The organism is Rhodococcus sp. NPDC056506, from assembly GCF_042794945.1.
GTDB lineage: Bacteria > Actinomycetota > Actinomycetes > Mycobacteriales > Mycobacteriaceae > Rhodococcus_F.
In genome coordinates, this window is the sequence record NZ_JBHTSW010000038.1 from 1 (window position 1) to 26,631 (window position 26,631).

Annotated in this window: 28 protein-coding genes; 19 read left to right on the top strand and 9 right to left on the bottom strand. The window is 61.7% G+C overall.

The features are described from left to right. Positions 1-143: 143 nt before the first annotated feature. The 3 genes from ACFQ6H_RS23515 to ACFQ6H_RS23525 form a co-directional block, all read right to left on the bottom strand. The gene (locus ACFQ6H_RS23515) at positions 144-1,319 is read right to left on the bottom strand and encodes an RtcB family protein (RefSeq protein WP_378648922.1); all 1,176 of its coding nucleotides are present in this window, start codon (positions 1,317-1,319) and stop codon (positions 144-146) included. 97 nt (positions 1,320-1,416) lie between these two features. Beyond that, positions 1,417-1,635: a hypothetical protein gene (locus tag ACFQ6H_RS23520; protein ID WP_378533777.1), complete on the bottom strand. Its 219-nt coding sequence runs from the start codon at positions 1,633-1,635 to the stop codon at positions 1,417-1,419. Between the two features lie 82 nt (positions 1,636-1,717). After that, positions 1,718-2,725, bottom strand: coding sequence for an iron-siderophore ABC transporter substrate-binding protein (locus tag ACFQ6H_RS23525; protein ID WP_378648924.1), 1,008 nt, complete (start codon positions 2,723-2,725; stop codon positions 1,718-1,720). A 144-nt stretch (positions 2,726-2,869) separates the two neighbouring features. On the opposite strand from ACFQ6H_RS23525, the gene ACFQ6H_RS23530 reads away from it, so the two are divergent. Then, positions 2,870-3,676, top strand: coding sequence for an AraC family transcriptional regulator (locus tag ACFQ6H_RS23530; RefSeq protein ID WP_042951517.1), 807 nt, complete (start codon positions 2,870-2,872; stop codon positions 3,674-3,676). A 115-nt stretch (positions 3,677-3,791) separates the two neighbouring features. Here the strand turns inward: ACFQ6H_RS23530 and ACFQ6H_RS23535 are convergent, their stop codons facing one another. Then, positions 3,792-4,526 carry a hypothetical protein gene (locus ACFQ6H_RS23535; protein ID WP_084326627.1) on the bottom strand — a complete coding sequence of 245 codons (735 nt, stop codon included), beginning with the start codon at positions 4,524-4,526 and terminating at the stop codon, positions 3,792-3,794. Between the two features lie 265 nt (positions 4,527-4,791). Between ACFQ6H_RS23535 and ACFQ6H_RS23540 the strand changes: the two genes are divergently transcribed. The 5 genes from ACFQ6H_RS23540 to ACFQ6H_RS23560 all read left to right on the top strand — a co-directional run bounded on the left by ACFQ6H_RS23540 (position 4,792) and on the right by ACFQ6H_RS23560 (position 9,626). Continuing rightward, a complete protein-coding gene (locus ACFQ6H_RS23540; RefSeq protein WP_378533771.1) occupies positions 4,792-5,148 on the top strand; it encodes a YraN family protein in 357 nt (118 codons plus the stop codon). Further along, complete coding sequence (locus ACFQ6H_RS23545) at positions 5,148-6,656, top strand: YifB family Mg chelatase-like AAA ATPase (RefSeq protein WP_378648926.1); 1,509 nt, start codon at positions 5,148-5,150, stop codon at positions 6,654-6,656. The genes ACFQ6H_RS23540 and ACFQ6H_RS23545 overlap by 1 nt, the downstream gene beginning before the upstream one ends. After that, a complete protein-coding gene (dprA, locus tag ACFQ6H_RS23550; RefSeq protein WP_378648928.1) occupies positions 6,653-7,780 on the top strand; it encodes a DNA-processing protein DprA in 1,128 nt (375 codons plus the stop codon). The genes ACFQ6H_RS23545 and dprA overlap by 4 nt, the downstream gene beginning before the upstream one ends. Before the next feature lie 404 nt (positions 7,781-8,184). Continuing rightward, the gene (locus ACFQ6H_RS23555; protein ID WP_003942721.1) at positions 8,185-8,544 is read left to right on the top strand and encodes an Lsr2 family protein; all 360 of its coding nucleotides are present in this window, start codon (positions 8,185-8,187) and stop codon (positions 8,542-8,544) included. Between the two features lie 311 nt (positions 8,545-8,855). Next, positions 8,856-9,626, top strand: coding sequence for a siderophore-interacting protein (locus ACFQ6H_RS23560; RefSeq protein WP_378648930.1), 771 nt, complete (start codon positions 8,856-8,858; stop codon positions 9,624-9,626). On the opposite strand, the gene ACFQ6H_RS23565 is transcribed toward ACFQ6H_RS23560, so the two are convergent. Then, the gene (locus ACFQ6H_RS23565; RefSeq protein ID WP_378648971.1) at positions 9,623-10,795 is read right to left on the bottom strand and encodes a multidrug effflux MFS transporter; all 1,173 of its coding nucleotides are present in this window, start codon (positions 10,793-10,795) and stop codon (positions 9,623-9,625) included. The genes ACFQ6H_RS23560 and ACFQ6H_RS23565 overlap by 4 nt on opposite strands. A gap of 84 nt (positions 10,796-10,879) precedes the next feature. On the opposite strand from ACFQ6H_RS23565, the gene ACFQ6H_RS23570 reads away from it, so the two are divergent. Together ACFQ6H_RS23570 and ACFQ6H_RS23575 are read left to right on the top strand one after the other, a co-directional pair. Continuing rightward, the gene (locus ACFQ6H_RS23570; RefSeq protein ID WP_378533739.1) at positions 10,880-11,806 is read left to right on the top strand and encodes a tyrosine recombinase XerC; all 927 of its coding nucleotides are present in this window, start codon (positions 10,880-10,882) and stop codon (positions 11,804-11,806) included. Between the two features lie 123 nt (positions 11,807-11,929). Then, positions 11,930-13,039, top strand: a complete 1,110-nt coding sequence (locus tag ACFQ6H_RS23575) for an AAA family ATPase (protein ID WP_378648932.1) — start codon at positions 11,930-11,932, stop codon at positions 13,037-13,039. Between the two features lie 16 nt (positions 13,040-13,055). Here ACFQ6H_RS23575 and ACFQ6H_RS23580 read toward each other — a convergent pair whose 3' ends face one another. Beyond that, a complete protein-coding gene (locus tag ACFQ6H_RS23580; protein ID WP_378648934.1) occupies positions 13,056-13,556 on the bottom strand; it encodes a M23 family metallopeptidase in 501 nt (166 codons plus the stop codon). Between the two features lie 307 nt (positions 13,557-13,863). Between ACFQ6H_RS23580 and rpsB the strand changes: the two genes are divergently transcribed. From rpsB to ACFQ6H_RS23610, 6 genes are all read left to right on the top strand, one after another. Continuing rightward, on the top strand, positions 13,864-14,745 hold the full coding sequence (gene rpsB, locus ACFQ6H_RS23585) for a 30S ribosomal protein S2 (RefSeq protein ID WP_113682954.1): 882 nt from the start codon (positions 13,864-13,866) through the stop codon (positions 14,743-14,745). Between the two features lie 151 nt (positions 14,746-14,896). Further along, positions 14,897-15,724 carry a translation elongation factor Ts gene (gene tsf / locus ACFQ6H_RS23590; protein WP_378533733.1) on the top strand — a complete coding sequence of 276 codons (828 nt, stop codon included), beginning with the start codon at positions 14,897-14,899 and terminating at the stop codon, positions 15,722-15,724. A 198-nt stretch (positions 15,725-15,922) separates the two neighbouring features. Further along, positions 15,923-16,651 carry a UMP kinase gene (gene pyrH / locus ACFQ6H_RS23595; protein ID WP_019747988.1) on the top strand — a complete coding sequence of 243 codons (729 nt, stop codon included), beginning with the start codon at positions 15,923-15,925 and terminating at the stop codon, positions 16,649-16,651. A gap of 43 nt (positions 16,652-16,694) precedes the next feature. Continuing rightward, complete coding sequence (frr, locus tag ACFQ6H_RS23600) at positions 16,695-17,252, top strand: ribosome recycling factor (RefSeq protein ID WP_003942777.1); 558 nt, start codon at positions 16,695-16,697, stop codon at positions 17,250-17,252. A 48-nt stretch (positions 17,253-17,300) separates the two neighbouring features. Then, positions 17,301-18,197 (top strand): phosphatidate cytidylyltransferase, encoded by an 897-nt coding sequence (locus tag ACFQ6H_RS23605; RefSeq protein ID WP_283303770.1) that lies wholly within the window; start codon positions 17,301-17,303, stop codon positions 18,195-18,197. A gap of 6 nt (positions 18,198-18,203) precedes the next feature. Then, positions 18,204-18,932 (top strand): class I SAM-dependent methyltransferase, encoded by a 729-nt coding sequence (locus ACFQ6H_RS23610; protein ID WP_378648936.1) that lies wholly within the window; start codon positions 18,204-18,206, stop codon positions 18,930-18,932. A 79-nt stretch (positions 18,933-19,011) separates the two neighbouring features. Here ACFQ6H_RS23610 and ACFQ6H_RS23615 read toward each other — a convergent pair whose 3' ends face one another. Both ACFQ6H_RS23615 and ACFQ6H_RS23620 read right to left on the bottom strand, forming a co-directional pair. Then, the gene (locus ACFQ6H_RS23615) at positions 19,012-19,854 is read right to left on the bottom strand and encodes an HpcH/HpaI aldolase/citrate lyase family protein (RefSeq protein WP_378534542.1); all 843 of its coding nucleotides are present in this window, start codon (positions 19,852-19,854) and stop codon (positions 19,012-19,014) included. Between the two features lie 95 nt (positions 19,855-19,949). Further along, the gene (locus ACFQ6H_RS23620; RefSeq protein WP_378533729.1) at positions 19,950-20,360 is read right to left on the bottom strand and encodes a lipopolysaccharide assembly LapA domain-containing protein; all 411 of its coding nucleotides are present in this window, start codon (positions 20,358-20,360) and stop codon (positions 19,950-19,952) included. Positions 20,361-20,462: 102 nt separating this feature from the next. Between ACFQ6H_RS23620 and rlmN the strand changes: the two genes are divergently transcribed. Then, positions 20,463-21,572, top strand: coding sequence for a 23S rRNA (adenine(2503)-C(2))-methyltransferase RlmN (gene rlmN, locus ACFQ6H_RS23625; protein WP_378533727.1), 1,110 nt, complete (start codon positions 20,463-20,465; stop codon positions 21,570-21,572). Between the two features lie 94 nt (positions 21,573-21,666). On the opposite strand, the gene ACFQ6H_RS23630 is transcribed toward rlmN, so the two are convergent. Beyond that, complete coding sequence (locus tag ACFQ6H_RS23630) at positions 21,667-21,936, bottom strand: DUF2631 domain-containing protein (RefSeq protein ID WP_003942762.1); 270 nt, start codon at positions 21,934-21,936, stop codon at positions 21,667-21,669. A 120-nt stretch (positions 21,937-22,056) separates the two neighbouring features. On the opposite strand from ACFQ6H_RS23630, the gene dxr reads away from it, so the two are divergent. The 4 genes from dxr to ACFQ6H_RS23650 all read left to right on the top strand — a co-directional run bounded on the left by dxr (position 22,057) and on the right by ACFQ6H_RS23650 (position 26,626). Beyond that, positions 22,057-23,214 carry a 1-deoxy-D-xylulose-5-phosphate reductoisomerase gene (gene dxr / locus ACFQ6H_RS23635; RefSeq protein ID WP_378533725.1) on the top strand — a complete coding sequence of 386 codons (1,158 nt, stop codon included), beginning with the start codon at positions 22,057-22,059 and terminating at the stop codon, positions 23,212-23,214. A 7-nt stretch (positions 23,215-23,221) separates the two neighbouring features. Continuing rightward, positions 23,222-24,433 (top strand): M50 family metallopeptidase, encoded by a 1,212-nt coding sequence (locus ACFQ6H_RS23640; RefSeq protein ID WP_378648938.1) that lies wholly within the window; start codon positions 23,222-23,224, stop codon positions 24,431-24,433. Between the two features lie 87 nt (positions 24,434-24,520). Beyond that, on the top strand, positions 24,521-25,678 hold the full coding sequence (gene ispG, locus ACFQ6H_RS23645; RefSeq protein WP_378449524.1) for a flavodoxin-dependent (E)-4-hydroxy-3-methylbut-2-enyl-diphosphate synthase: 1,158 nt from the start codon (positions 24,521-24,523) through the stop codon (positions 25,676-25,678). A gap of 111 nt (positions 25,679-25,789) precedes the next feature. Further along, positions 25,790-26,626 (top strand): GNAT family N-acetyltransferase, encoded by an 837-nt coding sequence (locus tag ACFQ6H_RS23650; protein WP_378533721.1) that lies wholly within the window; start codon positions 25,790-25,792, stop codon positions 26,624-26,626. The last annotated feature ends 5 nt before the right edge of the window (positions 26,627-26,631 follow it).

The following is a 26,631-nucleotide window of genomic DNA, read 5'->3' on the forward strand; positions in this document are numbered from 1 at the left end:
CCCGCCCACCCCCTATATCAACACCCTACGAGTCGTCGGCCGCGACAGTTGTGTAAAAGCCACCGGTGCTTGCCTGCCTGCTCCACACCGATGGCCCCCGCCGAAATCGGCGGGGCACTTCGTATTTCGCGGAGTTTCGCGGGTCAGTTGCCCTTGACATTCACGATCTGACGCAGCGTGTGCCGAATCTCGACCAAGTCCTTCGCGTCGTCCATGACGACGTCGATGTCCTTGTAGGCACCCGGGATCTCGTCGAGGAACGCCGCGGAGCGCTTGTATTCGATTCCGACCATTGCCTTGTCGAGATCTTCGATGGTGAAGGTCTTGCGTGCCTGGTTACGTCCGTACACCCGGCCCGCGCCGTGGGGGCTGGACTTGAACGACGGCACGTTTCCCTTACCGACGACGACGTAACTCGCTGTCCCCATCGAACCGGGGATGAGCCCGGGAGTGCCCTCGTCGGCCTTGATCGCACCCTTGCGGCTCAGCCACACACCCCGGCCCATGTGGAATTCCTTCTGCGTGAAGTTGTGGTGGCAGTTGATCCGCTCGATCTCGTCGATGATCGTGCCGTCACCCATGAAGTGCGCGAAGTCCTTCACGACGCGGTCCATCATCTCCTCACGGTTGAGCAGAGCGAAGTGCTGAGCCCAATTGAGATCGGTGATGTACGAGTCGAATTCGGGTGTCTTCTCGATCAGGTAGGCAAGGTCCGGATCGGGAAGGTTGATATACCACCGCTCGCACAAGTCCTTGGCGATCTTGATGTGATGCTGTGCGATCTTGTTTCCGATACCGCGGCTACCCGAGTGCAGGAACAGCCAGACGCCGTCGCTCTCGTCGAGCGTCACCTCGATGAAGTGGTTACCAGAACCCAGCGTTCCGAGCTGAAACCTCCAGTTGTTCTTGAACTTGTCGTAGAAGGGCAGACGATCGCCCGCCATGGTCTCGAGTTCTGCGATGCGGATTTGCGCCGTGTCGCTCAGCGTCTTGTTGTAGACACCCGCCGAGAGTGGAACGGAGCGTTCGATGCTGTGGCGAAGAATGCTCAGGTCGCGGCCTTGCAGGTCGCGTACGTTGAACTGGGTTTTGACTGCGATCATTCCGCAGCCGATATCGACTCCGACGGCGGCGGGCATGATTGCGCCTTCCGTCGGAATGACCGAACCCACCGTCGCTCCCGCACCGAGGTGCGCATCCGGCATCAATGCCAGATGTGGACGGACAAAAGGCATCTGGGACGTGCGCAGCGCTTGCTCGCGAGTATTCTCGTCGAGTATCGATGCCCAGTTCCACAGCCTCTTGGTGATCTTCTCCATCAGATTTCTCCCACATAGTTCACAACCGAACCGATCGGTCCGGTGTGTCGTGCAGGAATGACCATGCGCTCGGTCAGTGGTTGTGTGCAACCTCTTTTCAGGTGCGCAGGCCGTCTGCGAGTTCGTAGATTCGTCCGACGTACTTCTCCTGGAAGGCTTTTCGGGCAGCGTCTGCTTGTTGTCGCTCGCCCATTCTGGAGTAGAGGTACTCGAGTTGAACCAAGCTCTCGCCGATGTCGACGCGTCGCTGGTCGAGAACCGTCAGCTCGTCGACCAGTCGAGTCAGATCTAACGCGGTGCCCGGTACCTCGTCCATGGTGGTCCTCGATGTTCGTGGGTGCTTCCTGACTTCGAGGCTAGCACTCTTCGAACATATTTTCGATACCTGGCCTGTTTGTTTACTTCGACAACGTGGCGGTCAGTTGGTCGATGGCATACGGAATGCTCAGGACTGTGTTGCCGGACATCGCCGCACCAACCGGTGGATCTGCGGTGTATCGCACGACTACCGCGCTTCCGTTCTTCACGGCGGGTAGGCGCTGGTAGAGGGTGTTGCCGGCGAGGGCCTTCTCTCCCTCCGGGTCGGCCATCACGATCAAGCGGTCGACTGACTCGAGGATGTCGTAACGCTCGTTCGGAAGCCAGTCGCCGAACTGTTCGCCGACAAAGGCGTCGACTGTCGGGGGGAGGGTGAAGCCGAGCGAAGAGAGGAAGATGCCACGTGGGTCGTGCGACGAGAATACGTATCCCTCGGGAGTGTCGAGGTTGACGATCGTTGCGGTTTGCCCGGAAAACTCCGGGTGTGCAGCGCGAGCGGTGGCAAACGCGTTTTCGGTATCCGTGATCAGTTGCTGAGCTTGTGGTTCTTTGCCGAGGGCGCGCCCGGCGGTGAGTGTCATGTCGGTCCACGGCGTTGTGTACGCGTCGTAGTCCTTGCTCTGCACGACAGTCGGCGCAATCGAGGTCAGCTTCTTGTAGGTCTCCGTGTCGATGTCGGCGTACAGCGCAAGGATCAGATCTGGTGCGAGGGAGGCGATTTGCTCGAAGTTGAAGTCTCCGCCGCTGTTGATGTAGGTCGGAGTCTTTCCCTTCCAGTAATCCTTCGTCCACGGCCAGCTTTCATCCATGCCGGAGCCCCACCATTCGGCCATGCCGACGGGTTCAACTCCGAGGGCAAGCAATGGTTCGTGATCGGTATATCCGAGTGTCACTACGCGCTGTGGTTCGGCGTCGATTGTCGTCGAACCCAGGGCGTGCTCGATCGTCACGGGGAATGCGTCGTTGCTCTGGGTCGCTGACGCGGTGTCGACGCCTTGCGAGGTTCCGCAGGCGGTCGAGAACCCGATGATCGCGGCCGTCGTGAGTAAGGCGGCGAGGATTCGGGTGCTACGTGAGGGCACGTGCATGCTCCTTCGAAGTGGTGGGCGAAGTGATCTGAGTTCCGTGTGAAGTGCTGAACTGGTCGCGTCAGCAATAAAGTGAGGCTAACCTTTGCAGGATCGTCGGTCCATCCTTCAGGATGGACTCGGATACGCCCAGAAAGACGCAAAATGTCCACTATCGAGTACTCGACTCGTCCAAAGTCCTTGCTAGCGCTACCCGATAGTCGCGGACGGACATTCAAAGATTTTCAGGTCTACACCAACGTCGTCGACGGAGTGACTGCGTACGGAGCTCATCGACACCCCGAGCATCAGATCGCCTGGATGAGTGAAGGGACGATGCAGATCGCTGCCGGAGGCAATGTGTGGCACCTGCACAGCGAGCACTTGGTCTGGTTGCCGGGCACCGTTCTCCACGACATGACACTTCTGACGGAGGGGTGCATGATTGCGGCCTATGCGCGTCCGGATCTACGCCCTGCCGGGCCGCGGTGGACTCAGCCACTTGTTCTCGAAGTCGATGCTCTGTCCGCTCAATTGCTGCGCCATCTCGCCGACCGGACCATCGATGATGCTCGGCGGTTGATGAGTCAGGAGTTGCTCTACGACATTCTTGCTGCCGCGCCCGAACGGCACGACGTCCTCGCGGTTCCTCGCAATGCTGCGGCGAGTTCGGTTTCTGCCCGCATCCTTGCCGATCCGGCAGACTCACGGACGCTGGGGGAGTGGGCGGGCGAACTCGGGGTCAGTTCCAAGACCTTGATGCGTGCCTTTGTCGCCGATACCGGGATTACCTTCGGGCAGTGGAGAACTCGAGCACGCATGTACGCATCACTCGAGATGCTCGCGCGGGGTGAGGGTGTCAATGACGTTGCCCCGCAGGTTGGTTACCGCACCAGCAGTGGGTTCATCGCCGCATTTCGGGAAACCTTCGGTACGACGCCGGCCCGGTACGGCGGAAAGCTGATGCGGTGATTTGCTGATGATTTCTTGAACTCGGTTGACGGCAAAGCTTTGTTCGGCAACGTAGAAATGGGCCGAGCTACCAGCATCTGCTGGTAGCTCGGCCGATTTACTAATCTGAACTGAGTCAGCTCATGTTGCCGAGCACATTGCCCAAGACACCGCTGATGACATTGGTCATCGACCCCTGCGGGTCGGTCAGGGAGCCGAATACCTGGCCTGATCCGGAGTTGAGTGAGCCGAAGCCCATGTCCTCGAGGCTTCCGGCGCCCGCCTCGACGGGGTTCGGCTGCCGGATGGTGACGCACACGCCCATCGGGTTGATGTTCCAGTCGCCCGCCGCCAGCACAATGTTGGTGCCGGCGCCGCTGTCGAGCTGCGTGCCTACAACTGCGTTATCGGGAACTTTGTAGGTGGTTTCCAAAGCGATGACGCCGCCGCCCGCAGTGGTCCATCCGCCGCCCTTTGCCACCACGGAGTTGTTGCCGACAACGACGGTCTTGGTGACGTCGTCCCACTTCTGGTCGCCGATAAGCCATTTGACGTTCAGGCGAGCCTTGACCAGCTGGAATCCTGCCGGGTGGAAATCGCGGATCTGATTGACGAGGGCTCCGGAACCGGAAACCTTGGTGATGTAGGTGACCGTCTGACCCGCGGCGACCTTTCCATCGCCGACAACCTCCTTGCTGACGGTGTACGGCGTCCCGAGGGAACCGGCCCAACTATCGGTGACCGACTGGTTGAGCGCGCATGCCGGTGCTGCTTGCGCCACCGACGCTCCAAGTCCAACAGTGACGCCGGCGGCGAGGAGAACGAGGGAAGTGGTGGTGGCTACTGCGTGGCGTAGTGAGCGGCGGGCCATGTAGAACTCCATTCAGCGGGGTGCGTGACGGTTTGAGCAAAACTGTAACTAGTTCTACTGGACTTTCGTCCAATTTGTGGGGATTTCAGAAAATTGTCAGGGTTCGGGTCGCCGTTGGTGTGTCGCGCTGCCGAACTCCACAGGTTCTGGGTTGTCAACAGGTTGTTTTTGGGTGGCTTGGTTTGGTGGTGGTGGGTTGAGGGTGGTGGTTAGGACGCGTTTCGTACGGGGCGGGCGCGCGGTCGTATGAGTGGTGGGGGCTGCGATGGCGAGGAATATGGCGTTGGGTGCTCGGGGCGAGGATGTGGCTGTCGAGTTCCTGATCGATGCGGGTTTGGAGATTGTCGAGCGTAATTGGCGTTGTCGGTACGGCGAGTTGGATGTGATTGCGACGTCCGGTGATCGGATTGTGTTCGTGGAGGTGAAGACTCGCTCTGGTGTCGGGTACGGGAGTCCTGCGGAGTCGGTGACGTTCGCGAAGCAGCGTCGGATTCGGGTTTTGGCGATGCAGTGGCTCACTGATTCGGGCCGGTCGTGGTCGAGGGTGCGTTTCGATGTGGTGGCGGTGTTGATCGGCCGCGACGGCGAGCCTTCGGTCGAGCATTTTGTGGACGCGTTCTGATGGCGTTGGGGCGGGCGCATTCTGTTGCGGTCAGTGGTGTGGACGGGCAGATCGTGGAGATCGAGGCGGATATCGGGCGTGGGTTGCCTGCGGTGCATTTGGTGGGGCTTCCCGATACGGCGTTGCACGAGTCGCGTGATCGGATTCGGGCGGCGGTGACCAATTCTGGTGAGGAGTGGCCGGACAGCAAGGTGATTTTGGCGTTGTCGCCGGCGACGTTGCCGAAGGTGGGCAGCGTTTACGATTTGGCTCTGTCGTTGTCGGTTCTCGACGCGGCGAAGAAATTACCACGGAAGTTGTTGCGGGAGACTGTGTTTTTGGGGGAGTTGGCGCTCGACGGTCGTTTGAGGACGGTGCGTGGTGTGTTGCCTGCGGTGCTTGCGGCGAAGAGGGCGGGGTGGGGGTCTGTGGTGGTTCCAGCTCGGGCGTTGGCTGAGGCGGGCCTGGTGAAGGGGATCGAGGTGCTGGGCGCTGACGATCTGTCTGCGGTGATCGGGTGGTTGCGTGGTGAGTTGGCGCTGGCTGTTCCTGATGTTTTCGAGCGTGCTGATGCGGTGACGGTGCGGGATCTGAGTGAGGTTGTCGGGCAGACGGATGCTCGGTGGGCGATCGAGGTTGCTGCGGCGGGTGCGCATCATTTGATGTTGACGGGTCCGCCGGGGATCGGGAAAACGATGTTGGCGCAGAGGCTTCCGGGGATTCTTCCGCCGTTGACGGAGGGGGAGTCGTTGGAGGTGACGGCGATTCATTCGGTGGCGGGGGTGTTGCCGGAGGATCGGCCGTTGATAGATATGCCGCCTTTCATTGCGCCGCATCACAGTTCGTCGGTCAGTTCGCTGGTGGGTGGTGGTAGTGGGATGGCTCGTCCTGGTGCGGTCAGCCGGGCTCATCGCGGCGTGCTGTTCCTCGACGAATGTGCCGAGATCGGGGTGAAAGTGCTCGAAGCGCTACGCACACCACTCGAAGACGGGGAGGTGCGAATCGCCCGGCGGGACGGAGTTGCTCGTTACCCGGCGCGATTCCAGCTCATCCTGGCCGCGAATCCGTGCCCGTGCGCGCCGCCCCGAGACGCGGATTGCGTCTGTGCACCCGCGGCACGTCGCCGATACCTGGGTAAATTGTCCGGCCCGTTGTTGGACCGAGTCGACATCAGGGTCCGCATGCAGGCCGTTGCAACCGGAGCGCTGATCGACGAAGTGGGGGAAAGCACCAGCGATGTTCGTGCGCGCGTGGCGGCAGCTCGAGACACTGCGGCCCAGCGGTGGAGTGAGTACGGGTGGCGGACCAACGCGGAGGTACCAGGGCCGGCGCTGAGGCAGAAGTTCAGACTCTCGCGTGCTGCGTTGGCGCCAGTGGAACGGGCGCTGCGTAAAGGGGTGATCACTGCTCGTGGGGCGGACCGAGCGTTGCGGGTTGCCTGGAGCGTCGCCGACTTGGCAGGTGAGACGATGCCCGGACCAGATCAAGTTGTCACTGCACTCGACTTCCGAGACAGAGGATTCCAATGACTGCACACGATCCACGACTACTCGCTTGGGCATATCTGTCCCGCGTCGTGCAAGGGCCCAGCGCGTACATGTCCATGTTGATCGACGAGCTCGGGATCGAAGAAACTGCGAGGGCGGTCCGCACCGGCGATCTGCCACCCGCGATCGAGGAGAAGACGCGAGCGCGCGCTCACATCGACACAGCCCAGCGAGACCTCGACCTGATGGCGGCGATGGGAGGCAGACTCGTAACACCGAACTGCGCCGATTGGCCGGCGTGGCGAATGCTCTCCTTCGACGGACTCGACGCCGCCGCCGGCGAGATCGCGCCATTTGTGTTGTGGGTGTTGGGGTCTGGGGATCTGGTAGATCTGACCGAGAGATCGGTTGGGATTGTCGGCACGCGGGCCTCGACTGCGTACGGCGAACACGTGACGGCAGAGATTGCCGGTGACCTGGCTGTCGACGGATGGACCGTGATTTCCGGGGCGGCCTTCGGTATCGACGGGGTCGCGCACCGCGCTGCATTGGGCGTAGGGGGAACCACAATGGCTGTCTTGGCCTGTGGCGTGGATCGTGCCTATCCGTCAGGGCATGCGCGACTACTCAAACAGATAGCGAGTTCGGGTGCAGTGATAAGTGAATATCCACCGGGCACAACACCTGCAAAGTTCCGGTTTCTGGCAAGGAATCGACTGGTTGCTGCATTGTCGGACGGAGTAGTGGTGGTCGAGGCCGGATGGCGCAGTGGGGCACGCAATACTGCCAATTGGGCTCGGAAGTTAGGCCGCCCCGTGATGGCGGTGCCCGGACCGGTTACCTCGGCATCGTCGACCGGATGTCACCGGATGATCCGCGAAGGTGAAGCGCACCTCGTCTCCAATGCCGTGGACGTAGTCGAAGCGTCGGGTCCGTTCGGTGTGGGTGATTCCGCGGAGGATGTCGCCGCGACGCGTGACATCGACGCATTGCGAGGCAATTCTCGGTTGGTGTACGAAGCTTTGCCGGGAACAGGTTCCCGTAGTACCCGTGAGTTGTCCGAGGAATCGGGATTGCTCGTAGCTCAGGTTCGTGCAACTCTTCCTCTGCTCGAACTCGAGGGGTTTGCGAGTTCTGATTCGAGTGGTTGGTTTCGAACGCGGTAGCGCGAGAACTTCATTCTGCTCTTCCTGTGGGCAGGTGGCGATGCTCACTAACTGTTCCTGCGATTGCGAAACGTGAATACCCTCGCGGTGCTGGTAATTGCACGTCAGGGCTGTTTTTCGTGAACTTGCTCGGCTGTGTGCAGCGTTATTCTCGACCCTGCTATCCAGACCTGGCGGTGAATTTCAACGGGCCTCAGGAAAGTCTCAGGTCAATGTGCTTAGTCGTCTGATTAGTCTGGATCACAGTGAAGGCTGGTATTGATTGGTATGTCGTTAACCCGCTGCTAATTCGGACCATTGAGTCTGTTCGGAAATGGCAGAGGTTTTCGGACTTCTTTTGTTCATCAACGCTCTATCTGTGTATTGTGAAGGAGAATTGAATCGATCATTGAAAGAGGAGTGCAATGGCTGAGAAGCTGATTCGGCAACTCATCGACGACCTTGACGGTAAGCCGATTGACGATGGATTCGGTGATCGAATTGAGTTCTCTTACCAGGGAACGGATTACGTGATCGATCTGCGCGCCACCAATGCGGAGAAGTTCGACGCTGCGGTGAAGCCGTTCGTCGAGGCGGCTGCGAAGGTGAGCGGAAAACGCGGTAAGAAGGCTCAGGCTGCATCTCCGCAGGCCACGTCGGGTTCCGGACGCTCCAAGGAGACGCTCCAGGCCATTCGCGACTGGGCGGGTAAGAACGGTTACGAAGTTGCTCCGCGTGGGCGTATCAAAGCGGAAATCATCGACGCTTTCGATGCTGCACACTAGGCTGAATTAAATACCTCCTCTGGCTCCTGGCGAACCTCGTCAGGAGCCAGAGGCGTATTGTGACCCGGAAGCGTATTTTACTGTTGCTTTGCTAATTTCTCCGATAGTGATGTCCTGCCTGATCATCCGCTGGTTCGTGAGCCGATAATTTGGCTGCCATCACATTTACCGGGCAGAGTGGTCGGTTTATTTCGTTGCTTACCCTGATCTGTCCGCGCGCTGGACGGATTCACCGCGGAGGCATTTTGCCCGTGCACTGCAATTGTCGTGTACCTTAGTTAGGTAACACTAACTTTCGGAAGGATCTTTCTGTGGCCAAGCCGACAACTGCATTGACGGTTCTGCGGACCGAACAATTGACTCCCCATATGGTGCGAGTGTTTCTCGGGGGATCGGGCTTCGAGTCGTTCACTCCCAGCGAATACAGCGATTCCTATGTAAAGATCGAATTCGGCACGCCTGATCAGCCGGTACTGCGTACCTACACGATTCGTTCGTACGATCTCGATGCCAAAGAGATTGCGATCGATTTTGTCGTCCACGGTGACATGGGTGTTGCAGGTCCGTGGGCCGCGTCAGTTCAGCCGGGCGCGGAGATTACCTTGCGTGGACCCGGTGGCGCGTTTTCGCCGTCACCAACCGCTGATTGGTATCTCTTCGTCGGAGACGAGACCGCAATACCCGCTATTTCGGCGTCGATAGCGCGATTGGCGCCGAATGCGGTCGGCTACGCCGTTGTCGAGGTCGGTGGACCAGAGGACGAAATCGCACTCGATGCCCCAGAAGGTATCGCGGTGACCTGGCTACATCGCGGAGCGTCATCCGACGCGGTGGGTGAAGAGTCGGCGGGTGACAACGCGCCAGTCGTCGCCGCGGTCAAGGCGCTCGAGTGGCTACCGGGCGAACCGCACGTATTCATTCACGGTGAAGCGCAAGCCGTCATGCATAACCTCCGGCCGTACATTCGCAAGGAACGAAACGTCCCGGCGTCGGCCGCTTCTATTTCCGGCTATTGGCGTCGTGGTCGCACCGAAGAAGGATTCCGGGTCTGGAAGTCCGAACTCGCCGCGGCCGAAAACTAACTCGCGGTGGCCTTGCCGCGAGTCAGCAACACGAGCGCAACGGCCGCGAGAACTCCGAAGGTGGGAATTGCGATTGCCATCGGCACGGCAGTGTCTTCTCCCGCAATTCCCACCAACGGCGAAACCAGCGCTGCCAAGCCGAACTGGCCCGCTCCCATCAGGGCTGAACCAGTTCCGGCCGCGTTGGTGACCTCTCCTTGGGCGAGAGCGGTTGCATTGCCCATGATGAACCCGATGCTCGAAATCGCCACGAACAGCGGGACCAAGATCAGCCACGTATTCGTGGAACTGAAAACCACGCTGGTACAGAACAATACGGCGCCGCCCATGAGGAGCAGGCACACCCCGAAACGGAGTAGCGTGCGAGCTCCGACGCGACCGAGCAGGCGAGTGGTGATCATCGCTGCCGTGACCATTCCGGTGGCGTTCACTGCGAACACGATCGAGAATTGTGACGGACTCAGCCCGAGGACATTCTGAACGACGAACGGCGACGCGGAGATGTACGCGAACAGGGCGCCGAATCCGAAGACGAATGCGAGCGCATATCCGAGGTAGTGCTGATTTCGGACGACGTATCTCAGATTCGAGATCAGTGCCTTCAATCCACCGCCGTGGCGTCGCTCGGGTGGGAGTGTCTCGGGAACAAGCAAAACGACACCAGCCACCATCACGGCGCCCGCGACCGCCAGGACCCAGAAGATTCCGCGCCACCCGACGGGGCCGAGAAGTGCGCCGCCGATCAGTGGCGCGACCACGGGAGCGATACCGCCGATGATCATCATGATGCTGAAGAGCTTCGCTGCGTCGTCGCCGCGCGCCCGGTCGGCAATACAAGCACGGGCCAAGACGATGGCAGCGCCTCCACTCAATCCCTGGACGAGTCGGGCGCCGATGAGAAACTCGATGTTGGGCGCCACCGCGCACGCCGCACCGCTCAGCGCTGTGATGATCGTCGCGGCAAGCAGTATTCGCCGCCTCCCCAGTCCGTCGGAGATCGGACCGATGATCAGCTGGCCGATTCCGAGGCCGGCCATGAAGGTGGTCAGTGTCAGCTGAACGCTGGCCGCAGTAGTGTCGAGTGCATCCGCCATCAAAGGTAGGCCGGGCAGGTACATGTCGATGGACAGTGGAGCGATTGCGGAAATCAGTGCCAGTACAAACAGCATCTTCAGAGGAATTGCTCGATTCACCGATCAACCCTATCGGCGAGGCAGCTTGCAGTTTCAATCGCGGCGGGCGAGCGTGTGTTCATGACTGACGCATTGCCGGCGAGCTTGAGTGGTCACCTCGATGCGTATGCCGAGCACCTCCGACTGAGCCGAGGGCGGTCGGAACACACGATCCGTGCCTACGTCGGTGACGCGCGGGCATTGCTGACCCATTTCGCTGCGGGTTCGGCGACTGCAGATCTCGATGGCCTCGACTTAGGAGTCATGCGCTCGTGGTTGGCTGCCCAGAATGCCGTGGGAACGGCCCGGACGACGGTAGCTCGACGGGCGTCGTCGGCGCGCGGTTTCACGGCGTGGCTCGCGCAGACAGGACGCATTCCCGTCGACCCCGGTACGCGTCTGGCGGCTCCACCTGCTCGCCGCACATTGCCGACGGTGCTGCGTCAGAGCCAGGCCCTCGATGCAATGGATGCTGCGGAAAGTGGTGCGCAGCAACAAGAGCCGCTCGCCCTGCGGGACCGGCTAATCGTGGAGTTGTTGTACTCCACCGGAATTCGCGTCGGCGAGTTGTGTGGACTGGACGTCGAGTCGGTCGACGCCGATCGACGCCTGCTGCGTGTGCTCGGCAAGGGAAACAAGGAGCGATCGGTGCCCTACGGCCTGCCCGCAGAATCGGCACTGAACGGATGGCTGGAGCACGGAAGACCCGCACTGACTTCGGATCGGTCTGGGCGGGCATTGCTCCTTGGAGTTCGAGGCGGCCGGCTTGATCAGCGTCAGGCGCGTTCGGTGGTCCACGAGACCATGGCCGCAATTCCAGGGGCCCCCGACATGGGTCCGCACGGGCTCAGGCACTCGGCTGCGACACATTTGCTCGAAGGCGGTGCAGACCTTCGTGTGGTGCAAGAACTTCTCGGGCACGCGAGTCTGGCGACCACTCAGCTGTACACGCATGTATCGGTCGAACGGCTTCGATCCGTCCACGATCAGGCCCATCCGCGCGCCTAGATTGTGAAGCGACGCGAGTTCTCGGCGGGTATTTGGTAGCGTCGCAGGTCAGAAGAGTGAACAATCGGCAAAGTTCGATCGTCGTGTCAAGACACTCGATTACATGCGATATCCGGGGGATTCGTGAACCGCCAAGATGTGAAGCACCCGCCGAACAGTGGCCAACCGGCCTGGCTGTCCGAAGCGCCGCAACCGGCTCCCGTGCCGGTGTCGACTCCGGAGCCGGCGGCACGACCGCAAGAGGCCTGGGCCGCGCCGCCGCCGCCGTCGAGCCAGCAGCAGGTGACCAACCAGGACCTGGTTGCCGAAGCTTTACTGAAACGCCCTAAACGGACACCGCGGGGCGGCTGGCGAAGAGGATTGCATCGTGCGACCGGGGGCGTGGTCAATCTCGGGGATTCGACCAACGAACAGCGCAACCGCGCACTGGCCGCCAGAATCGAGCAGCCGATACGCAACGACTACCGAATAGCGTTGCTCTCGCTCAAGGGTGGCGTCGGCAAGACGACCGTCACGGTGGGACTCGGTGCGACGTTTGCTTCGCTGCGTGGCGACTGCGTCGTGGCGGTCGACGCCAATCCCGACTTCGGAACCTTGGCGCAACGTGTTCCGCTGCAGACAAATTCGACAGTGCGCGATCTGATCGCCGCGAGGCCGGACATAAAGAGCTATTCGGACGTGCGCGTGCACACATCTCAGTCGCCGAGTCGTCTCGAGGTCCTGGCCAGTGAGCAGGATCCGGCGATTTCGGAGGCGTTCAGCGAGGCCGACTATCGCCAGGTCATCGACATCTTGCAGGTCTACTACAACATCATCCTCACCGATTGCGGTACCGGGATCATGCACTCGGCGATGAACGGCGTTCTCGATCTTGCCAATTCGTTGGTTCTCGTCAGTTCTCCGGCAATCGACGGAGCGCGAAGCGCAGCGGCAACGCTCGATTGGCTTCAGTTGCATGGATACGGTCATCTGGTCGAACGGACCGTCGTCGTGATCAGCGCCGCCCGACCAGGGTCGAGCGTGATCGACATGGATGCGTTGGTGGACTACTTCATGCGTCGATGCCGCGCCGTCGAGGTCATTCCTTTCGACGAGCATCTCGCGGAGGGATCGGTCATGGATCTCGACCTGATGCGACCGGCCACCAGGCGAGCATTCATGGAATTGGCAGCGATGGTTGCCGACGATTTCGCGGACGCCGTGGGTCGGCACGCCGTCTCCGAGTGGCACTGACTCAACCCCATCGGTCTCAACCCCCGGTCAGTGGCTTGAGTCTGAGCGGTTGCGACCGAACCAGTCCGAGTGGATCGAGATACTCGCGCCCTCTGCGCAGGCCCCAGTGCAAACACGCGGCGACGACGCACCCGTCGTGCCCGGGTTCGAGGGTTCCGATCACCGCCCCGGTTGCGATGCGTTCACCTGCTCGAACGTCGGCCGCGACGGGTTCGTAGGTAGTACGTAGGCCGCCGTCGTGATCAATCGACACCGTCGGCTTTCCCGCGACGACTCCCGCGAACGCCACAATGCCGTCGCCGGCCGCGAGGACGGATTGGCCGGCACTGCCGCCCAGATCGACGCCGCGATGACCAGGCAGCCAGTTCTGCGCCGGTTTGTCGAAAGCGCGTTCCACACGCGGCAGGGGAGTGAGCGGCCAGACGAAACGCGCCTCTGCCGTCGCCGTGCCGACGGCGATACAGCAGAAAATCACGGCGACGACCACTCCTTTTCGGGCTCCGCTCAACATCGTCATTGCTTGATCTTGCGTGGAGTCGTACGCGCTTCAATGCAGATCAGACGGGTAATCCACAGGATGGCCGCCGATCCACAACCGCCGGTTCGGTCTGTTGCTTTCGGGGTGGTTATGGCATCGGGGGACGAGGACGTACACTTGGCGAGCGGTCTGTGCTCGCACAGTCCGACTTCGCGCGCCCGCGCACGTTTTCCGGCCTCGGCTGGTCCTGGTTCTCACGAAACAGGTCCGACGGCCGTGCGGGTGCCAGGGCAGGGATCACCCGATCGCCTGCATCAACCGGATTGAAAGTTTGAGGTACACAGCCATGGCTGTCGTAACCATGAAGCAGATGCTCGATAGTGGAACCCACTTCGGACATCAGACCCGTCGCTGGAACCCGAAGATGAAGCGATTCATCTTGACCGACCGCAACGGCATCTACATCATCGACCTCCAGCAGACGCTGACGTACATCGACAAGGCGTACGAGTTCGTCAAGGAGACCGTTGCCCACGGCGGCACCGTTCTCTTCGTCGGCACCAAGAAGCAGGCGCAGGAGTCCATCGCTTCCGAAGCGACTCGCGTCGGAATGCCCTACGTCAACCAGCGTTGGCTCGGCGGCATGCTCACCAACTTCACCACCGTCCACAAGCGTCTGCTTCGCCTCAAGGAGCTCGAGGCAATGGAGCAGACCGGTGGATTCGAAGGTCGCACCAAGAAGGAAATCCTCATGCTCACGCGTGAGATGACCAAGCTGGATCGCACCCTCGGTGGTATCCGCGACATGGCCAAGGTTCCTTCCGCGGTGTGGATCGTCGACACCAACAAGGAGCACCTGGCAGTTGCCGAGGCTCGCAAGCTGAACATCCCGGTCATCGCGATCCTGGACACCAACTGCGACCCCGACCTCGTCGACTACCCGATCCCGGGCAACGACGACGCCATCCGCTCCGCAGCACTGCTGACCAAGGTTGTCGCTTCCGCGGTTGCCGAGGGAGTGCAGGCACGTGCAGGACTGAGCGCCGACAAGGACGCGAAGCCCGAAGCCGGCGCAGGCGAGCCCCTCGCCGAGTGGGAGCAGGAACTGCTCTCGCAGGCAGCTCCGGCCGCAGAGGCTGAGGCAGCTCCCGCTGCAGAGGCTGAGGCAGCTCCGGCTGCAGAGGCTGAGGCAGCCCCCGCCGCAGAGGCACCGGCCACCGAGGCCTGATTCGTTGAAACCGGCCCTGACCAAGAGTTCTTTTGGTCAGGGCCGTTTCACCGTTAGGCCCGAGCACCACCGTCAGGCCGTGCTTCACCGTTAGGCCGTGCTCACCGTTAGTCCTAGGTCCGAAACAGACACATGAGGAGGCTCGCTAATCATGGCGAACTACACCGCCGCTGACGTCAAGCGGCTCCGTGAGCTCACCGGCTCCGGAATGATGGCATGTAAGAACGCACTCGCAGATGCAGACGGCGATTTCGACAAGGCCGTCGAGCAGCTGCGCATCAAGGGCGCGAAGGATGTCGGAAAGCGCGCAGAGCGCACCACCGCTGAGGGTCTCGTCGTCGCCAAGGACGGCGTCATGATCGAGATCAACTGCGAGACCGACTTCGTCGCCAAGAACGACGAGTTCATCAAGCTGGCCGACGCCATCGTGACCGTCGCTGCCGCTGGCAAGCCCGCCGACCTCGACGCACTCAAGGCGCTCGAGCTCGACGGCAAGACCATCGACACCGTCATCCAGGAGCAGTCCGCGAAGATCGGCGAGAAGCTCGAGCTGAGCCGCGTCGCTTCCTTCGACGGCCCCGTTGCCGTGTACCTGCACAAGCGCAGTGCCGACTTGCCGCCCGCCGTCGGCGTGCTCGTCGAGTACACCGGTGAAGGCGATGCCGCAGCCGAGGCTGCTCGCGCAGCTGCAATGCAGGTCGCTGCACTCAAGGCCAAGTACGTCACGCGTGACGAGGTCCCCGCGGAGATCGTCGCTTCCGAGCGCCACATCGCCGAAGAGACCGCTCGCGCGGAGGGCAAGCCCGAGCAGGCTCTGCCGAAGATCATCGAAGGCCGCGTCAACGGCTACTTCAAGGACGTCGTGCTGACCGAGCAGTCTTCGGTTCAGGACTCCAAGAAGACCGTCAAGGCGATCCTCGACGACGCCGGCGTGACCATCAAGCGCTTCGTGCGTTTCGAGGTCGGCGCCTCCGCTTAATCGGAGCCCGTACACATGGACCCCGCCAGAAGAGCATTTGCTCTACCGGCGGGGTCTACGTGTACCTGGGGCCTCCGATGAGGCAGGATGGGAGTGCCTTGGGACTAGTCCCGAGGGCTTTCTGTGTCACCGTCGCCGATTCGGTGACAGAAGAAGAACGAAGGACCTACAGGGTCTTGTATCGAACTGAGGAGAACAATGTCCGAACCTGCCAACGAACGTCCAGGATTCAAGCGGGTCCTGCTCAAACTCGGCGGCGAAATGTTCGGAGGCGGCAAAGTCGGTCTCGATCCCGACGTGGTCACCAAGGTGGCTGAGCAGATCGCAGAGGTCGTTCGATCAGGCGTACAGGTTGCAGTGGTCATCGGCGGCGGAAACTTCTTCCGCGGAGCGGAACTGCAGCAGCGTGGCCTCGATCGCGCGCGCTCCGACTACATGGGCATGCTCGGCACCGTCATGAACTGCCTCGCTCTGCAGGATTTCCTGGAGAAGGCCGGCGTCGATTCTCGTGTGCAGACTGCCATCACCATGGGACAGGTCGCCGAGCCGTACCTTCCCCTTCGCGCACGTAGGCATCTCGAGAAGGGGCGTGTGGTCATCTTCGGCGCCGGGATGGGTATGCCGTACTTCTCCACCGACACCACTGCTGCGCAGCGCGCGCTGGAGATCGGTGCCGAGGTAGTGCTGATGGCCAAGGCTGTCGACGGCGTCTACTCGGCCGACCCGCGTATCGACCCGGACGCGACGATGTACGAACAGATCACGCACCGCGAGGTCATCGAGCGTGAACTCAAGGTCGCGGACGCAACGGCGTTCAGCCTGTGCATGGACAACTCGATGCCGATGATGGTGTTCAACCTCCTCACCGAAGGAAACATCGCTCGCGCGGTGTCCGGTGAGAAGATCGGCACCCTGATCAAGTCGTGAGTGAACCCCGAAAAATGATGCAGAACAACATGGAGGAACAGCCGTGATCGATGAAGCGCTCTTCGAGGCAGAAGAGAAGATGGAAAAGGCTGTCACGGTAGCCAAGGACGATCTCGGCTCGGTTCGTACCGGACGCGCCAACCCCGGTATGTTCTCGCGCATCGTGATCGACTACTACGGATCGATCACACCGATCACGCAGCTCGCGAGCATCAACGTCCCCGAGGCGCGCATGGTCATCGTCAAGCCCTACGAGGCTTCGCAGCTCAACGCGATCGAGACGGCGATCCGCAACTCGGATCTCGGAGTCAACCCGTCCAACGACGGCAGCATCATCCGTATCTCGGTTCCGCAGCTCACGGAAGAGCGTCGTCGTGAACTGGTGAAGCAGGCCAAGTCCAAGGGCGAGGACTCGAAGGTCACGCTGCGCAACATCCGCCGCAAGGCGATGGACGAACTCGGCCGGATCCAGAAGGACGGCGAAGCCGGCGAGGACGAGGTCGGTCGCGCAGAGAAAGAACTCGACAAGACCACGGCGAAGTACGTGCACACGGTCGAGGAACTCGTCAAGCACAAGGAAGCAGAGTTGATGGAGGTATAGCCTCCTCGTTTGCAGTGTTTGTCGTCGGGAGTAGATCAGGGAGTCTGGGTGCACGCACAAGAGGGAACCGCCGGTGGTCCCGTCACGGACGGGCCTACGGGCGGCGCTGAGGGCGCGCAACCGCCGAAGTCGAAGGCAGGCAGGAACCTACCTGCCGCCATCGGCGTCGGAGCCGGTCTCGGCGCCCTGGTCATCGGCACTTTGATCTTTCTGCCTCCGGGGTGGATCGCTGTAGTCGCGATCGCGATGTTCATCGCGACGTGGGAGGTCACCACGCGGCTTCGTGAAGCCGACATCGAGGTGCCGCGAATTCCGCTGCTCGTCGGAGGGCAAGCCACGATCTGGCTCGGCTGGCCGTGGGGACCGGTCGGAGTGCTCAGCGGATTCACCGCGACTGTCCTGGTGTGCATGGTGTGGCGGTTGTTCGACCACGGGCTCAAGGCGACTCCGAAGAACTTCCTGAGAGACACCTCCATCACGGTGTTCGTTCTGGCGTGGATCCCGCTGTTGGCGTCCTTCGGTGCATTGATGGTGCTCGAAGACGACGGCCCGGGTCGTGTCTTTGTCCTGATGATCGGCGTCGTGTGTTCCGACGTCGGCGGTTATGCCGCGGGAGTCCTGTTCGGAAAGCACCCGATGGTCCCGGCGGTGAGCCCGAAGAAGTCCTGGGAGGGATTCGTCGGCTCCCTCATTTTCTGCGTCATCGGCAGCCTGCTTTCGGTGACCCTGATCCTCGACGCGAACTCGATGATCGGCGTCCTGCTCGGCGTGGTGCTGGTGGTCGTCGCGACGGTCGGTGACCTGATCGAATCGCAGATCAAGCGTGAACTCGGCATCAAGGACATGGGAACTTTGCTTCCCGGCCACGGCGGAATCATGGATCGCCTCGATTCGCTTCTGCCGTCGGCATTTGTCACCTGGCTGATTCTGTACGCACTCGTCTGATTTCTCGTGCGTGATTTCTTCTCGGGCCGATCCAAGCCCATCCCCAGTCCCAACATCTGGCACTGGCCGGACGTCTACGAGGTCGAGAACCGTGCGCAGGACGTCGACGGTTCCATCTGGGCCGCGATGCGAGCCCAGGTCGACTGGTCTGGACTCGACGTCGTCGACGTCGGCTGCGGCGCGGGGTTTCACCTACCGGAGTTCGCTCGTACCGCGCGCCGTGTTATCGGAGTGGAGCCGCACGCGCCGCTGGTGAAGGCCGCGCGAGAACGAACCCGTGATTCGGCGTCGATCGACGTGGTCCAGGGTTCCGCAGAGTCCACGGGTCTGGTCGATGCTTCCGTCGATCTCGTTCATGCCCGAACGGCGTACTTTTTCGGCAAAGGCTGCGGCCCGGGGATTCGTGAGGCGATGCGCATCCTGAGGACTGGGGGAGCCCTGCTGATCGTGGACCTGGACGTGAGCTCCGGCCCGTACGGAGAGTGGATGAGGGCGGATCTGCCCAAATACGATCCCGCGGCCGTCGAAGCGTTTTTCGAGGCTCAGGGATTCTCTCTCACCCGTGTCGACGCCCGGTGGGAGTTCGAGAATCGCGACGACTTGCGGCGAGTACTCGGGATCGAGTTCACCGAGAAGACCGCCGAGCGTGCGTTCTCGCAAGTGACGGGATTGGCCTTTGCGGTGCGATACCGGATCCATGTTCGATTCAAACCGCGGTCACTCGAACTTTCGTGACCGGGCTCGAACGGACGAACGTCAGGCGCTCCGACGTGAGCGCCTGACGTTTTCTGGACCGATTCAGTAGTAAAGGTGATTAGTGATTGGTGTGGATGTGGAACAGGGTGGCGAGCTTGTGGATCTTCTTTGCCTTGGCGAGCTTGGGCAAGTCACTGCCGTCGCGTACGCGTGAGCCATCTTCGCCGAGATCGTCGATGACGTTCTGTGCCCAGATGGCGTCGGCAACGGAGGGGCTCAGGCCGGCGTTGACGGGAGCCGTCTGCGCGGTGGTCATGCAGAGCTTGCCGGCCATGCCGAGCGACAAGGTGATCGCGCAGTCTCGAGCGAGCAAATCCAGGTCGGGGCCTAGCGTGGGGCCGTCGATCGGCGGAGCGATACGAGCGGCGCGACTGGCGATTGTCAGTCGCGAGCGCGGGTACGACATCGAGGTGGGCGAGTCGTCCATCCCGGTATCGCGACGAAAGTCTCCGCTGCCGAATGCAAGACGGAAGATTCCGTCGGTGCGTGCGATCTCGGGAGCAGCTTCGAGTCCCACCGCAGATTCGACGAGCGCAAGAATCTTGGTGCCCTCGGGAAGTCGCTCGGCGGTGGCGTCGGCCTGCTGGCCGCTTTCGGTCTTCGCGAGCATGACACCCTCGAGTCCGGGGAGGCCCGCAAGTACGGCGAGATCCTCTTCCCAGAACGGTGTCGTTGCGTCGTTGATCCGAACCCACGCGTGATTATGTTCGCTCAGGAATGCGACGACATCGCGGCGAGCGGCCGGCTTGTTGGGCGCGGTGACGGCATCCTCGAGATCGAGAATGACGGCGTCGGCGGCGCTCGCGAGAGCGGCGTCAAAAGTGTCCGGTTTGGATGCGGGGACGAGGAGCCAGGATCTTGCCTGTTGCGGGGCAATACGCGAGGTCACAGGTCTCTCCATGTGAGTAGTCACATCAGGGCCTTTCGGGTGATTTCCACGACAACAATGATGCCTGCTTACCCGCGGGTAGACCCAATTGCGTAACTAGATTTCAGTCACATCTGCCGCTTGGCTGCGCGCCGGATCTGAATGATGCGAACCCCGCCTGCCAACGCCATGATCAATGCGCCCGCGATCGCGGAAAGCAGGATCGTGATTCCGAGCGGAAAGTCGATTTGCCAGGCCAGGATCTTGACGGAGACGCTCTCGAGGTTCTGCAAGATGAACACCAGCAGCATGATCAGCACGATTGCGCCGATGACCAGGCCAACCCACGTCGTCGCAGCCCTGGTCCGGTCGGTAACCGCGGTTCCGGTCGGCGTCGGTTCAGGCGTCGGGTTCGGTTCGGGATCGTGTTTTTCGACTGCCTTGTCCTCGCCCACCTTCGGGAGTTCCGGGTCGGGACCGAAACCGTCGGCGGGGCCGTACACGGGGGAGTTCGACGGATCCTCTGGTGTGGTTGACATGACATGATCATCACGCAACCTGCGCGAAGTTGCACGGGTAATCCGGCCACAATCGGGTGGCAGTGGGGTAGCACCCCAAAACAATGGGACAATGGTGTAACTATGGCTGCCTCTCTTCCCCTCGTTTTCACTGCACCCAAGCGCGGAATGCCTCCACGGCACCTCGCCGATCTCGATTCCGCCGAGCGCAAAGAAGCGGTGAAAGAGCTCGGCCTTCCCGCTTTCCGGGCCGATCAGCTGGCGCGTCAGTACTACGCTCGGCTCGAAGCAGATCCGGAAAAGATGACCGACCTCCCCGCATCGGTACGCGAAAAGGTGGGGGATTCGCTCTTCCCGACTTTGTTGACGCCGATCAAGCATCTCGCGTGCGATTCGGGCGACACACGCAAAACCCTGTGGAAGGCACATGACGGAACGCTGCTCGAGAGCGTCCTGATGCGCTATCCCGATCGGGCGACACTCTGCATCTCGAGTCAGGCAGGCTGCGGAATGGCCTGCCCGTTCTGTGCGACGGGTCAGGGCGGCCTCGACCGCAACCTTTCGACTGCCGAGATCGTGGATCAGGTTCGGGAGGCGGCAGCAGCCATGCGCGACGGTGAAATAGCCGGCGGCCCCGGCCGCTTGTCGAATGTCGTGTTCATGGGCATGGGCGAGCCGTTGGCGAACTACAAGCGTGTGGTGGCGGCGGTTCGACGCATCACCTCGCCCGCACCGGACGGACTCGGCCTGTCCCAGCGGTCGGTCACGGTCTCGACCGTCGGCCTCGCTCCCGCGATCCGCAAGCTCGCCGACGAAGGCCTGAGCGTCACGTTGGCGGTATCGCTGCACACGCCGGACGACGAACTGCGCGACACGCTAGTGCCGGTCAACAACCGTTGGTCAGTGTCGGAGGTGCTCCAAGCCGCGCGATACTACGCAGACAAGACCGGCCGCCGTGTGTCCATCGAGTACGCGATGATCAAGAACGTCAACGATCAGCCGTGGCGTGCGGACATGCTGGGCAAGAAGCTGAAGAAGGCGCTCGGCGGGTTGGTGCACGTCAACCTGATTCCACTCAACCCGACTCCGGGCAGTGAGTGGGACGCGAGCCCGAAGGACGTCGAGCGTGAGTTCGTGCGTCGGGTCATCGCCCAGGGCGTCTCGTGCACGGTGCGCGATACGCGCGGCCAGGAAATTGCCGCAGCCTGTGGCCAGTTGGCCGCCGAGAACTGAGACGCTCCAGGTCTGAATCGTTCTAGGCCTGAAACACGTAAAGAGAAGGCCTCCAAGAACTTTCGTTCGTGGAGGCCTTCTCTTTGTCAGGTCTCTAGCGCGGGCGGCGACGGATGACGATGTCGCGGACCAGAATGAAGATCATCAATCCGGCGGTGCCGATGAGCCACAGATCCTCGACCTTGCCGTGATGGTTACCGATCATCATCAGAAGCAGGAATATTGCGAAGAACCATCCGAGGAAACGGAAAAACTTGAGTCCTTCACCACTCCACCCCCATGCGGCAGAGGGAACCTCGGCCTCATCGACGTGCGAGACCACGACGGGGGCGCTGGACTTGACGTCCAACTGGGTATCGGCCACGGTCGATCCTCCTGCTCATTCGGTTGCACTACTGCCCAATATGGTGACATACGACTGCCTGTCGTACGTAGTTGGGCGTCGATAAGGTTGTTCTCAGGTGTTATCAGGAACAATGGGCGAGTGCAGGAAACCACACGTACCCGCGTCCTCCTCCTCGGCAGTACCGGTTCGATCGGTACCCAAGCGCTGGAGGTCATTGCTGCCAACCCCGATCGTTTCGAAGTAGTCGGACTGGCAGCGGGCGGCAACAACGTCGAATTGTTGGCCGAGCAGATCCGCGCAACCGGCGTCACCGACGTCGCCGTCGCCGATCCCGCGGCTGCCGCTGCTCTGGAATCGGTGACGCCTCGTTCGGGACCGAGCGCAGTGACGGAACTGGTTCGCGACAGCGGTGCCGATGTCGTCCTCAATGCGCTCGTCGGTTCGTTGGGACTCGAACCGACCCTGGCGGCTTTGAACTCGGGTGCACGTCTGGCGCTGGCGAACAAGGAATCCCTTGTCGCAGGCGGAGCGTTGGTGACCAAAGCTGCCGCTCCCGGCCAGATCGTGCCGGTCGACTCGGAGCATTCGGCGTTGGCCCAATGTCTACGTGGGGGAACGGGCGACGAGGTGGCGCGGTTGGTTCTCACCGCTTCCGGTGGGCCGTTCCGCGGCTGGAGCGCCGAGGATCTCGAAAGTGTGAATCCGGCTCAGGCGAAAGCGCATCCCACCTGGTCGATGGGACCCATGAACACCCTCAACTCGGCAACCTTGGTCAACAAGGGCCTGGAGCTGATCGAGACGAATCTGCTGTTCGGGATCGACTACGACTGCATCGACGTCACCGTGCATCCACAGTCGATCGTGCACTCGATGGTGACCTTCTTCGACGGCTCGACGCTGGCGCAGGCAAGCCCACCGGACATGAAGCTTCCGATCGCTCTCGCTCTCGGCTGGCCGGACCGTATCGAAGGTGCGGCGTCGGCATGCGACTTCACGACCGCCTCCACCTGGGAATTCGAGCCGCTCGATTCGTCGGTGTTCCCCGCCGTCGATCTCGCGCGAAGTGCAGGCAAATCCGGCGGCTGCTTCACTGCGATCTACAACGCGGCCAACGAAGTGGCGGCTCAGGCTTTCCTCGACGGCGTCATTTCGTTCCCGGCGATCGTCCGCACGGTGGCTGCTGTTCTCGACGATGCAGGTCAATGGTCCGCGGAACCGGTTACCGTGGACGACGTTCTGGCCGCGGACGGCTGGGCACGCACACGAGCGCGTCAGCTCGTGAAGCAGGAGGGCTAGAACTTTCATGGTTTTTGCACTGGGCGTAGTGCTGTTTGCCCTCGGCATCGGCGTGTCCATCGCCCTGCACGAAGCCGGCCACATGTGGACGGCCAAGGCTTTGGGAATGAAGGTTCGCCGCTACTACATCGGCTTCGGACCGAAGATCTTCTCGTTCCGTCGAGGTGAGACCGAGTACGGACTCAAGGCACTGCCGCTGGGCGGATTCTGCGACATCGCAGGCATGACGGCTCTCGACGAGATGACGCCTGAAGAAGAGCCGCACGCGATGTACAAGAAGGCGGCGTGGAAGCGCGTCGTCGTCATGTCCGGCGGTATCGCGATGAACTTCATTCTCGGGTTCCTCCTGATCTACGCATTGCTCCTCGGCTGGGGCCGAACTGAGCCTGCTCAACCAGTGGTTCAAGAAGTCACGTGTGTAGCCCCCGATCAGCTGGGTCAGGACGGCAACTTCGAGCTGACAGCGTGCTCGGGTGGCGGCCCTGCGGGCGATGCGGGCCTGAAATCGGGAGATCGAATCACCGCAGTCGATGGAACGTCGACGAGTACCTTCCCCGAGGTGGCAGCAGCTATTCGAGGTGTGGACGGCCCCATCACGTTGTCGGTTGATCGCGAGGGAGAGGCATTGTCGATCACGGTCGTTCCCGAACGCGTCCAGCGATACGTGAACTCCGCCAGTGGTGTTCCCGTGAAGCAAGAAGTATCTGCTGTCGGAATCGGTGGACCCGGCTCGGCGTTGGTCGAGTACAACGCGCTCACGGCTGTTCCGGCAGCCTTCGACTACACCGGCCAGATCATGGTCGACTCGGTGAAGGCGTTGGCTGACATTCCGTCGAAGGTGGGGGCTCTGTGGGAGTCGGTCACGGGCGGCGAGCGGGCGCTGGACACACCGATCAGTGTGGTCGGCGCCAGCGTGATCGGCGGCGAGGCTGCTGATCGAGCCGAGTGGCCGATGTTCGTCGGGCTGCTCGCGTCGATCAACTTCTTCCTCGGTGTTTTCAACATCCTGCCGCTGCTGCCGCTCGACGGCGGACACATCGCGGTGGTCTTCTACGAGAAGATTCGCGATTGGTTCCGCGCCCGCCGCGGCCTGATCCCGGGCGGTCCGGTCGACTACACGAGACTCCTTCCGATTACTTACGTATTCATCGTGATCGGTGGCGCGTTCATGTTGCTGACACTCACAGCTGACATCGTCAATCCGATCAAGATCTTCTGACCGTGTGAGCAGGGCGACGGTTGCCGCGCGGTAGTGCGGCGATCGCCCGGCTAAACTTGCAGAGAAGCTATGAAAGAAGGCACAGACGTGACCATCCCTATCGGACTGGGAATGCCCTCGGCACCCGCAGCGATTCTTGCTCCTCGCCGCAAGACTCGGCAGCTGCAGGTCGGCACGGTAGGTGTGGGCAGCGATTTCCCCATCTCGGTGCAGTCCATGTGCACCACGAAGACGCACGACGTCAACGCAACGCTCCAGCAGATCGCCGAACTGACCGCTTCCGGATGTGACATCGTCCGTGTCGCCTGCCCGCGCCAGGAAGATGCGGACGCTTTGGCGACCATCGCGAAGAAGAGCCAGATTCCGGTTATCGCCGACATCCACTTCCAGCCGCGCTACATCTTCGCGGCAATCGAGGCGGGATGCGCTGCGGTGCGCGTCAATCCGGGCAACATCAAGGAATTCGACGGCCGCGTCAAAGAGGTGGCGAAGGCCGCGGGCGATGCCGGCATTCCGATCCGCATCGGCGTCAACGCCGGTTCGCTCGATCCTCGCTTGATGGAGAAGTACGGCAAGGCGACGCCTGAAGCGTTGGTCGAGTCTGCGCTGTGGGAAGCCGGGTTGTTCGAAGAGCACGGCTTCGGTGACATCAAGATCTCCGTCAAGCACAACGATCCGGTGATCATGGTCGAGGCTTACCGCCAACTCGCCGCCAAGTGCGACTACCCACTGCACCTCGGTGTCACCGAGGCGGGTCCGGCGTTTCAGGGCACGATCAAGTCCGCGGTCGCCTTCGGTGCGCTGCTCGCGGAGGGCATCGGCGACACCATCCGTGTGTCGCTCTCAGCCCCGCCGGCCGAGGAAATCAAGGTCGGTAACCAGATTCTGCAGTCGCTGAACCTGCGTCCGCGCAAGCTCGAGATCGTCTCATGCCCCTCGTGTGGCCGCGCACAGGTTGACGTCTACACACTCGCCGACGAGGTCTCCGCGGGTCTCGAGGGCATGGAGATTCCGCTTCGCGTGGCAGTCATGGGCTGCGTCGTGAACGGACCGGGTGAAGCGCGTGAGGCTGACCTCGGTGTGGCGTCCGGCAACGGCAAGGGCCAGATCTTCGTCAAGGGCAAGGTCATCAAGACGGTGCCCGAGGCGCAGATCGTCGAGACGTTGATCGAAGAGGCGATGAAAATTGCCGAAAGCATGGAGGGCGACGCTTCGGAGGGTGCGCCGGTCGTCACCGTGAGTTGAGTGATTGCCGGATGAATCTTCCCCGTCGGTGTCAGGTTCGTGGCAATCTGAGTGCATCATGATCGGGTAGTGATATTCGTGGACGCGCAGTCGAGTCGAGGGGGTTGACGGATGCTCAAACTCCTCGGAGCCAAGCAGGTCGGAAGTCGAGATCTCGATGACGTCCGAGCGGTACTCGACGCCGATCCGGTCGCGGCCTGCATGATTGCCGCGCGCGTCGAAGAATGCGGCGTCGACCCACGAATGATTCACGGCGAGCTGTGGAGTCGTGGCGGGCCGTTGTCGTCCTTGTGCTTTGCCGGGGCAAATCTGGTTCCGCTTCGGGGCGATCCGGATGACATTCGAGCATTCGCCGACCGTGCCTGTCGGATTCCACGCATGTGCTCGTCAGTGGTCGGCCGCGCCGAGTTGGCGTTGCCGCTCTGGGAAATGCTCGAACTGGATTGGGGAACTGCGCGGGAGGTCCGCCCCGAACAACCGTTGCTCGCGGTATCCGAGCCGCTGGCATGCCCGTCGGATCCTCTGGTCCGGCAGGTCCGCTCCGACGAACTCGACATCTACCTGCCTGCCGCGATCGCGATGTTCATCGAAGAGGTGGGCGTCGATCCGCGTGCCAACGACGGTGGGCGCGGCTATCGGCATCGTGTCGCAAGCCTGATCGCCGCCGGGCGAGCGTGGGCGCACATCGAGGACGGCCAGGTCGTTTTCAAGGCGGAGGTCGGTTCGATGTCCGCGCGCTGTGGCCAGATTCAGGGCGTCTGGGTCAATCCCGAGTTTCGCGGACAGGGCTTCGGCGTGACCGGAACGGCGGCTGTCGCGGAGTCGATCATGGCGACCGGTCGCATTGCGAGCCTGTACGTCAACAGCTTCAATACGATTGCGCGGTCGACCTATTCGCGGGTCGGGTTCCGACAGGTCGCAACTTTCTCGACGGTACTGCTCGACTGACCGCA